Origin of the sequence: Arthrobacter flavus (assembly GCF_039526005.1) — a bacterium.
Classification (GTDB): Bacteria; Actinomycetota; Actinomycetes; order Actinomycetales; family Micrococcaceae; genus Arthrobacter_D; species Arthrobacter_D flavus.
This window is the reverse complement of record NZ_BAAAIJ010000059.1, coordinates 345,367-357,933: the sequence shown is the minus strand read 5'-3', so window position 1 is coordinate 357,933 and position 12,567 is coordinate 345,367. Positions and strand designations below refer to the sequence as shown.

The following is a 12,567-nucleotide window of genomic DNA, read 5'->3' as shown; positions in this document are numbered from 1 at the left end:
AGGGACAGTCATGGCCAACGAGCCGACCGTCAGCAAAGAGCCGACCGTCATCAACGTCACCGGAACCCAGGCGGCCGAGAACTACGAGGTAGTCATCGGGCACGGGCTACTGGAACGGCTCCCAGCCGTGCTGGGGGAGCGGGTCCGCCGCGTCCTGGTGATTCACCCGCGTGCGCTCAGGAGCACCGGCGACACCGTGCGGGCCGAACTCGCCGACGCGGGATTCACTGCCGTGACCGCCGAAATCCCCGACGCCGAAGAAGGCAAACACATCCAGGTCGCCGCTTTCTGCTGGCAGGTCCTGGGCCAGAACGACTTCACCCGCTCCGACGCAGTTGTGGCTGTGGGCGGCGGCGCCGTGACTGACCTCGCGGGCTTCGTCGCGGCCACCTGGTTGCGGGGCGTGAAGGTGGTCCACCTGCCCACCAGCCTGCTGGGAATGGTCGACGCCGCCGTGGGCGGCAAGACCGGCATCAACACCGCCGAAGGCAAAAACCTGGTGGGCGCGTTCCACCCACCCGCTGCTGTCCTCGCCGATCTTGACACCCTCGCGACGCTACCCCGCAACGAACTGCTCACCGGGATGGCCGAGGTGGTCAAATGTGGTTTCATCGCCGATCCGCGCATCCTCGACCTGATTGAGGCAGATCCCGCAGCAGTGTCCGACGGCGGTTCGGCAACGGTGCGCGAACTCATTGAACGGGCGGTCGCGGTGAAGGCCGAGATCGTGTCAGCCGACCTGAAGGAAAGCGGACGTCGGGAGTTCCTCAACTACGGACACACCCTCGGCCACTCGATCGAACTGGCCGAACGGTACTCCTGGCGACATGGTGCAGCCGTTTCAGTGGGCCTGGTGTTCGCCGCGGAACTCTCCCGGATGGTTGGCAGGCTCAGCGACGAAACCGCCGACCGCCACCGCAGTATCCTCGAACTCCTTGAACTGCCAGTGACATATCGCCGGGACCGATGGGCTGCCCTGCTGGACGGCATGCGCCGGGACAAGAAGTCCAGGGGTGACCTCCTGCGCTTTGTGGTCCTTGATGACCTGGCCCGCCCCGGCATGCTGGAAGTGCCCGACACGTCGCTGCTGTTCGCCGCGTACCAGGAAATCGCTTCGTAGGAGCGCCCAGCAACTCACCACCGAGACCCGCCGCAGCCGCCTCGTGCGCCACAGGGTAGAATGGGCTCTGGACTTTTCCCACCCCATCGCATGTGGCCTCCGGATGCTTACTGCCCGGACGTCGCTGTTTTACCCGAAAGAGACTCTGTGGCTACCACAAACGACATCAAAAACGGCACGGTGCTGAAGCTTGAAGGCAACCTGTGGAACGTTCTCGAGTTCCAGCACGTCAAGCCAGGCAAGGGCGGCGCGTTTGTGCGCACCAAGCTGCGGAACATCCTCTCGGGCAAGGTAGTCGACAAGACCTTCAACGCTGGCCTGAAGATCGAAACTGCCACAGTGGACCGTCGTGACTACCAGTACCTGTACAAGGACGGCGAAGACTTCGTGTTCATGGACACGTCAGATTACGATCAGCTCACCGTTCCGGGCAAGACTGTCGGTCAGGCCGAGAACTTCATGCTGGAGAGCCTCATGGTCACCATCGCCATGCACGAAGGGTCCGCCCTCTACGTGGAGCTCCCGCCGTCGGTGGTGCTCGAAGTGACCTACACCGAGCCCGGCCTGCAGGGTGACCGGTCCACCGGCGGCACCAAGCCGGCCACTGTCGAAACCGGCTACGACATCCAGGTTCCGCTGTTCCTGGAAACCGGAACCAAGGTCAAGGTTGATACCCGCACCGGCGATTACCTGGGACGCGTCAACGAGTGAGTGCCCGCAGTAAAGCCCGACGCCGGGCACTGGACATCCTTTTCGAAGCGGAGCAGCGTGCCGTTTCACCGCTCGAAGCGCTCAAGGCCCGTCGGGAAAAGACCGACACGGTGGTTGCCCCCTATTCAGTGGACATCATCGAGGGCGTCATGACCCAGGGCGAGCAAATTGATGAGTTCCTCGGCACCTACTCACAGGGCTGGACCCTGGACCGGATGCCCGCCGTGGATCGGATGATCCTCAGGGTGGGCGCCTGGGAGCTGCTGTACAACGCGGACGTGCCCGACGGCGTCGCGGTCAGTGAGGCGGTGGAGCTCGCGAAAATGCTCTCCACCGACGAATCTCCAGCGTTTGTCAATGGCCTGCTGGGGCGTCTGCAGCAGCTGAAGCCGACGCTGCTCGCCTAGGCAACAATGCTGGGTCATCCCGGCACCACCGAAGCCTCGGGGCTGACGCCCGGAGGCTCAGACCCCGGTGTTGGCCGCCGCCGTCGTCAACAACTCGCGGCGGAGCCGGGTGACGTCAGCCAGCAGCAGGTGTTCCCGTTCGATGTTGAGCTGCAGGTCATGCCCGGCGATGATGCGTTGCCGGGTGAAGGCCAACCGGGTGGCGGCCCTGATGAAGGCCTTCATGCTGCGCTGCCGCCCGAAACGCCGTGCCCACCCGAGGGCTTGTGACCGGCCACCCCGGGTGGCCAACATGTGAACCTCCTGCGCCGTGAACCAGCCGGCTGCTGCATAGCCGCCGAGACGGTCTTCGGTGACCCGCCGCTCGGCTCGCCGCAGCGCCACGATGCTGGCCAGTGCAGCGAGAAACAGGGGCAGCTGAATCAGAAAATAAAACTCGAAAAAGTCGGTGAACAGGACCAGCAGACCGCCGTTCCACAGCATGTGCCCGGCGATCGCCGGCACCAGGCCCACGATGAAGGCCGGGAAAATGTAGCGGGTGCCGCTGCGGGCTACTGCCAGTCCGAGCACCACGCCCAGGGCCGCGGTGAACATGACGTGGGCGAACGGCGAGAACAGCCCCCTGATCACGAACACGGAGACCAGTCCGCCCAGCCCGCCGCCGTCCAGTGCCGCGGCACCGAAATAGAGGATGTTCTCGGTGAAGGCGAAGCCCGCTCCGACCATCCCCGCGTACACAATCCCGTCCACCGGCCCGTCGAAATGGCTGCGCCGGGAGAAGACGAGCACCAGGACACCGAGCCCCTTGGCGATCTCCTCCACGAGTGGCGCCTGCAGCACCGGCCCAATCACATCGGGCGAGGTGGAGGCCAACGCCAGGGACAGCAGCTCAGTGACATAGCTACCCAGCAGCAGGGCTGCGACCACCGAAATTCCGGCACCCCACAGGAACGCGAACCAGAGGGCGCCGCGGGGTTCAGGGTCCCAGCGGTCAATCCACATCAGTCCGGCAATACAGATCGACAGCGGGATCAGGGCGAGGATCCCGGATAACACCAGGGCGCCGCCGCCAAGGCTGCTGCTGAGGAACCAGGCGAGCAGCACGAGGACCAGCGCTGCGATCACCACCAGCAGCACATTGGCGACGCCGGGCCCCCGGTGCACGGTCCGGTCCCAGATCGGTTGAACGGGTTGCTGTGATTCCCAGGGCGGTGGCGCCGACATCGTCATTCTCACAGGGTATGTCGTCGCAGGAGGGAGTGTCACAGAAGGTAGCATCACCGGGCGAGCGGTGCGCGCTGTGATAGTTTTGACAACGCAACCAACCTTTAAATTCCGTCCTGTGAGGCGGGGAAGGAGGAAGCGTCCAATGACCATGCCCGCACCTCAGTCTGAGAGTGTTCTTTCGCGTGTCGTTCTCGCCGAAGCCGATATTGACCGAGCGCTAACCCGCATCGCCCACGAGATCCTGGAAGCCAACAAGGGCACCACCGATCTGGTGCTGCTGGGCATTCCCCGTCGTGGCTATCCGCTAGCCCAACGCCTGGCCCGGAAAATCGCTGCCGCCGAAAACCAGACCACCGGGTCGCCACTGGACCCCACCGCGATCGTCGGCCAGCTCGATGTCACCATGTTCAGGGACGATCTGCGCCACCACCCCACCCGGCCGCCGCTGCCAACCCAGTTGCCGCCGTCGGGCATCGACAATAAGGTGGTGGTCCTCGTCGATGACGTCCTGTATTCCGGGCGGACCATTCGGGCTGCCCTCGACGCACTCGTGGATCTGGGCCGGCCGCGGGCGGTCCGGTTAGCGGTCCTGGTGGACCGGGGCCACCGTGAGTTGCCGATCCGCGCCGACCATGTGGGCAAGAACCTTCCCACCTCCTCGGCGGAGAAGGTGAGGGTCCATCTTGCGGAAATCGACGCCGTCGACGGGGAGCCCATCAACGAGGTTGTCATCGAGGGCCCCGCATGAGGCACCTGCTCTCCACCCGCGACCTGTCCCGGCGGGACGCCATCCGCATCCTGGACGTAGCCGAGGAAATGTCGGCGGTCGGTGAACGGGAAATCAAGAAGCTTCCGGCGCTGCGCGGCCGCACCGTGGTGAACCTCTTCTTCGAGGACTCCACCCGCACCCGAATCTCTTTCGAAGCCGCAGCCAAACGACTCTCGGCGGACGTCATCACGTTCGCCGTCAAGGGCTCCTCGGTGTCCAAGGGCGAATCGCTCAAGGACACGGCCCAGACCCTCGAAGCGATGTCCGCCGACGCCGTAGTCATCCGGCACTGGGCGTCCGGCGCCCCCGCCCGGCTGGCGACGTCCGACTGGATCGACGCAGCAGTGATCAACGCCGGGGACGGGATGCATGAACATCCCACCCAGGCACTGCTGGACGCGTTTACTCTCCGGCGACACTGGGCGAAAGTCTCGGGGGTACCATCGGTCGGATCCGACCTGGCGGGCATGGCTGTCACCATCGTCGGTGATGTCCTGCACTCCCGGGTGGCCCGCTCGAACCTGTGGCTGCTGGAAACCCTCGGTGCGTCGGTCACCCTGGTCGCACCGCCCACCCTCGTCCCGGTCGGTGCCGAACGGTGGCCCTGCCGGATCACCTACGACCTGGACGAGGCTCTGGCCGCCGGACCGGACGCGGTGATGATGCTGCGGCTGCAGGCCGAACGGATGAACGCGGCCTTCTTCCCCTCCACCCGCGAATACTCACGACGGTGGGGGTTCGACGACGCCCGGCTGGCGGCCCTGGACACCCACGGCCTGGACCACACGGTCATCATGCACCCGGGGCCGATGAACCGGGGCCTGGAAATATCGGCGGCGGCAGCCGACTCGCCCCGCTCCACAGTCCTCGCCCAGGTCCGCAACGGGGTCTCCGTCAGGATGGCCGCCCTGTACCTGCTGCTCTCCGGCGACGACCACCAGTCGCCGACCACCGAATCCACCCAGGAGAACCCACGATGAACGCACCAGCCACGGCCCGCTATCTCATCCGCGGCGCAGCCCTGCTCGGCCGGGACCGGTCAGACCTCCTGATTGCCGACGGAATCATCGCTGGCGTCGGCCCGGGACTTTCAGCTGCTGGTGCTGAGGTGATCGACGCCGACGGCCTGATCGCCCTCCCCGGCCTCGTGGACCTTCACACCCACCTCCGCGAACCGGGCCGGGAGGACGCCGAAACCGTCGAGACCGGCACCCGGGCGGCAGCCCGGGGCGGGTTCACCGCCGTGCACGCCATGGCCAACAGCACGCCCGTCGCGGACACCGCCGGGGTGGTGGAACAGGTGTACAGCCTGGGCCGGCGCGCCGGCTGGGTGGAAGTACGACCGGTCGGTGCGGTCACCGTGGGACTCGGTGGTACCCAGCTCGCCGAGCTTGGCGCCATGGCCGACTCCCGGGCGCGGGTTCGCGTCTTCTCCGATGACGGCGTCTGCGTCAGCGACCCCGTCCTGATGCGCCGCGCGCTGGAGTACGTGAAGGCGTTCGACGGCGTCATCGCCCAGCACGCCCAGGAACCAAGGCTGACCGAGGGGGCCCAAATGAACGAGGGCGCCGTCTCCGCGGTCCTCGGCCTGACCGGCTGGCCCGCCGTCGCCGAGGAAAGCATCATCGCCAGGGACGTCCTGTTGGCCCACCACGTGGGCTCACGCCTCCACGTGTGCCACGTGTCGACGGCCGGGTCGGTGGAAATTATCCGCTGGGCCAAGGCCCGCGGCATCAGGGTGACCGCCGAGGTCACCCCCCACCACCTGCTACTCACCGACGAGCTGGTCCGGAGCTACAATCCGGTCTACAAGGTGAACCCGCCGCTCCGCACCGGCGAGGACGTGCAGGCACTGCGGGAGGCCCTCGCGGATGGCACCATCGACGTCGTCGGCACCGATCACGCCCCGCATCCTTCCGAGCACAAGGACTGCGAATGGGCGCAGGCAGCGATGGGCATGACCGGACTGGAAACCGCGCTCTCGGTGGTGCAGCACACCATGATCAACACCGGCCTGATGGATTGGGAAGGCTTCGCCAGAGTCACCTCATGCACTCCGGCAGCGATCGGCGGCCTGGAGCAGCAGGGACGGCCGCTGGCCGAGGGTGAGGCAGCTAACGTCACACTCGTTGATCCTGAGGCACGCTGGGTGGTCGATCCGGATAAAATGTCCACCATGGGCCGCAACAGCCCATTCGCCGGCACCGAACTACCTGGAGCCGTGCAGGCCACGTTCTTCAGGGGCCACCCAACCGTCCTGGCTGGCCAACTGAACACCCCACACCCAACTGCAGCTGAGGAATCCACATGGACTGGCTAATGCCCGTCGCCATCTCACTGGGCACCATCGCCGTCGTCATCGCGCTTGGAGCCCTGGGCTGGCGTGCCCGCCTGGCCCGGCAAAGCGACATCGCGGCGCCGTCGCCCGCGCCCGAAACACTCAGCGACCCGGCTTACCTGGCCAACGGCCAGTACGTGGTCACGACGACGGCGGGGGACTGGCTCGACCGGATCGCCGTCCACAGCCTTGGCGTGAAATCCAACGCCACGGCCAGTGTCCACGACGAAGGAATCCTCATTGTCCGCAGTGGCGCCCGGGACCTGTTCATCAGTCGGCCGGACCTGCGCGGCGTTCGCCTCGACCGGGGGATGGCCGGCAAGTTCGTCGAGAAGGACGGATTGGTGGTGTTCACCTGGACCCTGAACGGGACAGCCGTTGACACTGGATTCCGGACCCGTGAGGCAGCCGCCCGCACCCGCCTCCTCGACGCCGCCGCAGCCCTCGCCCCCGCAGCCCCCAGCACCTCACCGGCTCAGGTTCACAACCCCACGAAGGACACACAGTGACAGATTCCAGTCAGCCAGCAACCGAAAGCGCTGCCGTTCTGATGCTCGAGGACGGCCGGATCTTCCGCGGCCGCAGCTACGGGGCCGAGGGCACCGCCCTTGGCGAGGCGGTCTTCGCCACCGGCATGACCGGATACCAGGAGACCATCACCGACCCGTCCTATGCCCGGCAACTGGTGGTCCAGACGGCACCCCACATCGGCAATACGGGTGTCAACGCCGCCGACGCCGAGTCCCGCCGCATTTGGGTGGCCGGCTACATTGTGCGCGACGCCGCCCGGAAACCCTCCAATTGGCGGTCTGAGCAGAGCCTCGATGGTCAGCTCCGCGACCAGGGCATCGTCGGCATCCAGGGAGTCGACACCCGGGCGGTCACCCGCCACCTGCGCGAACGCGGCGCCATGAAGGCGGGAATCTTCTCCGGGCCGGCTGCGGCCGGCTCCGATGCCGAGTTGCTGGCGCTCGTCGCCGGCCAGGAGCCGATGCAGGGCGCCCGGCTGGCCGAGGAAGTCAGCGCCACCAGCCGCTATGTGGTCGAACCGTCCGACAACGGCTGGGAGGGCGAGCCCCTGTTCACCGTCGCCGCGCTGGATTTGGGGATCAAGTCCATGACCCCCAGGCACTTCGCCCAGCGCGGGGTGCGCACGGTGGTGCTGCCCGCCACCTCCACTTTCGCCGACGTCGCCCGGGAGTCACCGGATGGCGTGTTCATGTCCAACGGGCCCGGCGACCCTGCGACTGCCGACCCTCAGGTCGCGCTGCTGCGGGAAGTACTCGACGCGCGGATCCCCTTCTTCGGGATCTGCTTCGGAAACCAGATCCTGGGGCGCGCCCTGGGGTTCGGCACCTACAAGCTCCGGTACGGCCACCGCGGCATCAACCAGCCGGTGCTGGACCGGCGCACCGGCAAGGTGGAGATCACCTCCCAGAACCACGGCTTCGCCGTCGATGCTCCACTCGATGGTCCCACCCAGGCGCCCGAGGGGCGCTTCGGTAGGGTCGAAGTCAGCCACATCAGTCTCAACGACGACGTCGTCGAGGGCCTTGCCTGCCTTGATCTGCCGGCCTTCTCCGTCCAGTACCACCCTGAGGCAGCAGCGGGGCCCCACGATTCGGCGTACCTCTTTGACCGGTTCATCCAGCTGATGGGTGACACACGGTCCACCGACCAGCCGAGCCCTGACCAGCCGAGCAGCGGCGCGACCGACAACGGCGCAAACGATAAGGAAGCACACTAGATGCCACGCAGAACTGACCTCAAAAGCGTCCTGGTCATCGGCTCGGGGCCCATCGTGATCGGGCAGGCCGCGGAGTTCGACTATTCGGGAACGCAGGCCCTGCGGGTCCTGAAGGAGGAGGGCCTGCGGGTCATCCTGGTCAACTCCAACCCGGCTACGATCATGACCGACCCGGAGTTCGCCGACGCCACCTATGTGGAACCCATCACCCCCGAGGTGATCGCCAAGATCATCGAAAAGGAGCGCCCCGACGCCCTCCTGCCCACTCTCGGCGGCCAGACCGCCCTCAACGCTGCAATCGCACTCGACAAAAACGGTGTACTGGACAAGTACGGTGTGGAACTGATCGGCGCCAACATTGCAGCCATCGAGCTGGGGGAGAACCGCGAGAAGTTCAAGGGAGTCGTCGCCCGTTGCGGCGCAGAATCCGCCAGGTCGATGATCATCCACACCATCGACGGGGCGCTCGAGGCCGCCGAGGACCTGGGCTACCCGATGGTGGTGCGCCCCTCCTTCACCATGGGTGGTCTCGGCTCGGGCCTGGCCTACAACGAGAAGGACCTGCGCCGCATCGTTGGCCAGGGACTGCAGTACAGTCCCACCACCGAGGTCCTCCTGGAGGAAAGCATCCTCGGCTGGAAAGAGTACGAGCTCGAGATGATGCGCGACAAGAACGACAACGTGGTGGTGGTCTGTTCCATCGAGAACTTCGACCCGGTCGGCGTCCACACCGGGGATTCCATCACTGTGGCCCCGGCGATGACCCTCACCGACCGCGAATACCAGCGGCTGCGTGACATTTCGATCGCCATCATCCGTGAGGTCGGCGTCGACACCGGCGGCTGCAACATCCAGTTCGCCATCGAACCGGATACCGGCCGCATCGTCGTCATCGAAATGAACCCGAGGGTGTCCCGGTCCTCGGCCCTGGCCTCCAAGGCCACCGGCTTCGCGATCGCGAAGATCGCCACCAAGCTCTCCCTCGGTTACACGCTGGACGAGATCCCTAACGACATCACCAAGAAGACGCCGGCGTCCTTTGAGCCGACCCTCGACTACGTAGTGGTCAAGGTGCCCCGGTTTGCGTTCGAGAAGTTCCCGGCAGCTGACCCCACCCTGACCACCACCATGAAGTCGGTGGGCGAGGCGATGGCGATCGGCCGCAACTTCACCGAGGCACTCCAGAAGGCACTGCGCTCCCTGGAGCAGAAGGGCTCGCAGCTGTCCTTTGACACGTCGGTCGAGATCGATGTGCCGGCCCTCATCGCCGCTGCGAAGCGGCCCACCACGGAGCGCCTTGCCCAAGTGCAGCAGGCACTGCTGGGCGGTGGCACGATCGATGAGCTGTACCAGGCCACTGGCATCGACCCCTGGTACCTGGACCAGCTGGTCCTGCTCAACGAGGTGGCTGCGACCGTCCGGGAGGCACCGGCGCTCACCGAGGACATGCTGCGGCTGGCCAAACGGCACGGCTTCTCCGACGAGCAGATCGGCGCGCTGACCCACACCCCCGAAGCAGTAGTGCGGGGAGTCCGCCACGCCCTCGGCGTGCGCCCGGTCTACAAGACCGTCGACACGTGTGCCGCGGAATTTGCCGCCTACACTCCCTACCACTACTCGTCCTACGACGAGGAGGACGAGGTGGGCCCCCACGCCCAGCCGTCCATCATCATCCTGGGGTCCGGGCCCAACCGGATCGGCCAGGGCATCGAATTCGACTACTCCTGCGTGCACGCGTCGATGGCGCTGCGCAAAGCCGGCTACGAAACGGTGATGGTCAACTGCAACCCTGAGACCGTGTCCACCGACTACGACATTTCCACCCGGCTGTACTTCGAGCCGCTGACCCTCGAGGATGTCCTCGAAGTCATCGCGGCGGAGGAACGCACCGGTGGCGTGATGGGCGTGTTCGTGCAGCTGGGTGGGCAGACCCCGCTGAAACTCGCGCAGGAACTGGCCGACGCCGGCATCCCGATCCTGGGCACGTCCCCCGAAGCCATCGACCTGGCCGAGCACCGCGGCGCGTTCAGCCGGGTCCTCGACGCGGCCGGGTTGATTTCGCCCAAGAACGGCACCGCCGTGTCGTTCGAGGACTCCAAGAAGATCGCCGACGAGATCGGCTACCCGGTGCTGGTCCGCCCGTCCTATGTCCTGGGCGGCCGCGGCATGGAAATCGTCTACGACGAGGCCAACCTGTCCCGCTATATCGCCAACGCCACCGAGATCACCGAGGCACATCCGGTACTGATCGACAGGTTCCTGGAAGACGCCATCGAGATCGACGTCGACGCCCTGTACGACGGTACCGACATGTATCTCGGCGGCATCATGGAGCATATTGAAGAGGCGGGGATCCACTCCGGTGACTCGGCCTGCGTGCTGCCACCGATCACTCTCGGAGCCGATATCCTGCTCCGGGTCCGTGAAGCCACCCTCGCCATCGCTGAAGGGGTGGGGGTCCGGGGGCTGATCAACATCCAGTTCGCGTTGGCCTCCGATGTGCTCTACGTTCTGGAAGCGAACCCGCGTGCCTCGCGCACCGTGCCGTTCGTTTCCAAGGCCACCGGCGTGCAGCTCGCCAAAGCCGCGGCGCTGATCGGCACGGGAGTGTCGATCGCTGACCTCCGGTCCGTGCATGGGCTGCTTCCAGCGACCGGCGACGGCGGGGACCTCCCCCTGGACGCCCCGGTCTCGGTGAAGGAAGCAGTCCTGCCGTTCAGCAGGTTCCGCACCCCCGACGGCACGGTAGTGGATTCACTCCTCGGCCCCGAGATGCGGTCCACCGGCGAGGTCATGGGTATCGACAAATACTTCGACACCGCCTTCGCCAAGAGCCAGTCGGCGGCCAACGCGGCGCTGCCGACCGAGGGCCGGGTGTTCGTGTCGGTTGCCAACCGGGACAAACGCTCGATCATCATGCCGGTCAAACGGCTGGTGGATCTTGGCTTTGAGATTCTGTCCACTGGCGGCACCGCCGATGTGCTGCGCCGCAACGGTATCCAGTCCACCACGGTGCGCAAGATCGCCGAAGGCACCGGGGAACACGGTGAGGGTACGGTGGTCGACCTGATCACCGATGGCACCATCGACATGATCATCAACACCCCCACCGGCGGGCAGGCCCGCGGCGACGGCTACGAGATCAGGGCCGCGGCGACGTCATACGGCCTCCCGGTGATCACCACGGTGCCCGAATTCGGTGCTGCGGTGCAGGCCATCGAGGCCATGCGGTCCTACGAGTGGTCGGTCACCAGCCTCCAGGAACACGCCGCCAACCTTCGGGTGGCCACCGAAGCCCGCGATGCCGCACGGTAACGGGACTTTCGGGGTCCGGCTTGCGGAGCGGATGCGCAGCAGGGGCAAGCTGTGCGTCGGCATCGACCCGCACCCGGCTCTGCTGCGCGAGTGGGGCCTGACCGACGACGCCGCAGGCTGCGAACGCTTCGCCCTGACCGTGCTCGACGCGGTGGGAGAGACCGCCTGCATCCTGAAACCGCAGGTGGCCTTGTTCGAACGGCACGGGTCGGCGGGGCTGGCCGCCCTGGAACGGCTGCTGGCTGACGCTGCGGACCGGGAAGTGCTGACGATCGCCGATGCGAAGCGCGGGGACATCGGCTCGACCATGGCCGCCTACGCCGACGCCTGGTTGCGGGACGGGTCAGCCCTGGCCGCCGATGCGGTCACCCTGAACCCGTACCTGGGGTTTGAATCGCTGCGCCCTGCCTTGAACCTGGCCGCAGAAACCGGTCGGGGGGTCTTTGTGCTCGCGCTGACCTCCAACCCGGAGGGCGCTGACATCCAGCACGCCCAGGTCCGGGACCGGCCAGCCGACGGAGCCCCGGGCGGGGCCACCATCGGCCATGCAGTGGCCTGGATCATTGCCGACGCTGCGGCGTGGGAAAACCGCGACGCTGTCGGTCTTGGATCAGTGGGCCTGGTGGTGGGTGCCACGGCCGGTGCAGCAGTGCGCACGCTGGGCCTGGAACTGGGCAAGCTGAACGGTCCGATTCTGGCACCCGGGATCGGCGCCCAGGGCGCGGGGCGGGCAGAGATCATTGACACCTTTGGCGGGGCCTCAGCCCTGGTCCTCGCCAGTGCCAGTCGCAGCATCCTCGCCGCGGGTCCTGACCATGGCAGGTTGCGGGCGGCAGCGGAACTGGCGTTGGCCGAGCTCGGCAATTGATTTTCGGCCGCAACTACGGATAGGTTCAGTGCAAGCCCATTCCACAAGAATTTGCATCTACCCGA

Annotated in this window: 11 protein-coding genes; 10 read left to right on the top strand and 1 reads right to left on the bottom strand. The window is 66.3% G+C overall.

Going from position 1 to position 12,567, the window contains the following annotated elements:
* Positions 1-10: 10 nt before the first annotated feature.
* From aroB to nusB, 3 genes are all read left to right on the top strand, one after another.
* On the top strand, positions 11-1,120 hold the full coding sequence (gene aroB, locus ABD059_RS16640) for a 3-dehydroquinate synthase (protein ID WP_343882068.1): 1,110 nt from the start codon (positions 11-13) through the stop codon (positions 1,118-1,120).
* Between the two features lie 147 nt (positions 1,121-1,267).
* Positions 1,268-1,831 carry an elongation factor P gene (efp, locus tag ABD059_RS16635; protein ID WP_019482818.1) on the top strand — a complete coding sequence of 188 codons (564 nt, stop codon included), beginning with the start codon at positions 1,268-1,270 and terminating at the stop codon, positions 1,829-1,831.
* The gene (gene nusB, locus ABD059_RS16630) at positions 1,828-2,238 is read left to right on the top strand and encodes a transcription antitermination factor NusB (protein ID WP_019482817.1); all 411 of its coding nucleotides are present in this window, start codon (positions 1,828-1,830) and stop codon (positions 2,236-2,238) included. The genes efp and nusB overlap by 4 nt, the downstream gene beginning before the upstream one ends.
* Positions 2,239-2,295: 57 nt before the next feature.
* Here the strand turns inward: nusB and ABD059_RS16625 are convergent, their stop codons facing one another.
* The gene (locus ABD059_RS16625) at positions 2,296-3,468 is read right to left on the bottom strand and encodes a PrsW family intramembrane metalloprotease (RefSeq protein ID WP_343882065.1); all 1,173 of its coding nucleotides are present in this window, start codon (positions 3,466-3,468) and stop codon (positions 2,296-2,298) included.
* 139 nt (positions 3,469-3,607) lie between these two features.
* On the opposite strand from ABD059_RS16625, the gene pyrR reads away from it, so the two are divergent.
* From pyrR to pyrF, 7 genes are read left to right on the top strand one after another with little or no spacing between them, the layout of a single operon-like run.
* Positions 3,608-4,213 carry a bifunctional pyr operon transcriptional regulator/uracil phosphoribosyltransferase PyrR gene (gene pyrR / locus ABD059_RS16620; RefSeq protein ID WP_192813077.1) on the top strand — a complete coding sequence of 202 codons (606 nt, stop codon included), beginning with the start codon at positions 3,608-3,610 and terminating at the stop codon, positions 4,211-4,213.
* A complete protein-coding gene (locus ABD059_RS16615; protein WP_343882062.1) occupies positions 4,210-5,214 on the top strand; it encodes an aspartate carbamoyltransferase catalytic subunit in 1,005 nt (334 codons plus the stop codon). Before pyrR ends, ABD059_RS16615 begins: the two co-directional genes overlap by 4 nt.
* Positions 5,211-6,554, top strand: a complete 1,344-nt coding sequence (locus ABD059_RS16610; RefSeq protein ID WP_343882060.1) for a dihydroorotase — start codon at positions 5,211-5,213, stop codon at positions 6,552-6,554. Before ABD059_RS16615 ends, ABD059_RS16610 begins: the two co-directional genes overlap by 4 nt.
* Positions 6,542-7,081: a PH-like domain-containing protein gene (locus ABD059_RS16605; protein WP_343882058.1), complete on the top strand. Its 540-nt coding sequence runs from the start codon at positions 6,542-6,544 to the stop codon at positions 7,079-7,081. The genes ABD059_RS16610 and ABD059_RS16605 overlap by 13 nt, the downstream gene beginning before the upstream one ends.
* 41 nt (positions 7,082-7,122) lie before the next feature.
* Positions 7,123-8,319 carry a glutamine-hydrolyzing carbamoyl-phosphate synthase small subunit gene (carA, locus tag ABD059_RS16600; RefSeq protein ID WP_343882181.1) on the top strand — a complete coding sequence of 399 codons (1,197 nt, stop codon included), beginning with the start codon at positions 7,123-7,125 and terminating at the stop codon, positions 8,317-8,319.
* On the top strand, positions 8,320-11,634 hold the full coding sequence (gene carB, locus ABD059_RS16595; RefSeq protein WP_343882056.1) for a carbamoyl-phosphate synthase large subunit: 3,315 nt from the start codon (positions 8,320-8,322) through the stop codon (positions 11,632-11,634). It begins immediately after the preceding gene.
* Positions 11,621-12,502, top strand: a complete 882-nt coding sequence (gene pyrF / locus ABD059_RS16590; RefSeq protein ID WP_343882054.1) for an orotidine-5'-phosphate decarboxylase — start codon at positions 11,621-11,623, stop codon at positions 12,500-12,502. Before carB ends, pyrF begins: the two co-directional genes overlap by 14 nt.
* The last annotated feature ends 65 nt before the right edge of the window (positions 12,503-12,567 follow it).

Coding starts and splice junctions, on each gene's coding strand:
- aroB (WP_343882068.1), top strand. CDS start 11: ATGGCCAACGAGCCGACCGTCAGCAAAGAGCCGACCGTCATCAACGTC.
- ABD059_RS16625 (WP_343882065.1), bottom strand. CDS start 3,468: ATGACGATGTCGGCGCCACCGCCCTGGGAATCACAGCAACCCGTTCAA.
- pyrR (WP_192813077.1), top strand. CDS start 3,608: ATGACCATGCCCGCACCTCAGTCTGAGAGTGTTCTTTCGCGTGTCGTT.
- ABD059_RS16615 (WP_343882062.1), top strand. CDS start 4,210: ATGAGGCACCTGCTCTCCACCCGCGACCTGTCCCGGCGGGACGCCATC.
- ABD059_RS16610 (WP_343882060.1), top strand. CDS start 5,211: ATGAACGCACCAGCCACGGCCCGCTATCTCATCCGCGGCGCAGCCCTG.
- ABD059_RS16605 (WP_343882058.1), top strand. CDS start 6,542: ATGGACTGGCTAATGCCCGTCGCCATCTCACTGGGCACCATCGCCGTC.
- carA (WP_343882181.1), top strand. CDS start 7,123: ATGCTCGAGGACGGCCGGATCTTCCGCGGCCGCAGCTACGGGGCCGAG.
- carB (WP_343882056.1), top strand. CDS start 8,320: ATGCCACGCAGAACTGACCTCAAAAGCGTCCTGGTCATCGGCTCGGGG.
- pyrF (WP_343882054.1), top strand. CDS start 11,621: ATGCCGCACGGTAACGGGACTTTCGGGGTCCGGCTTGCGGAGCGGATG.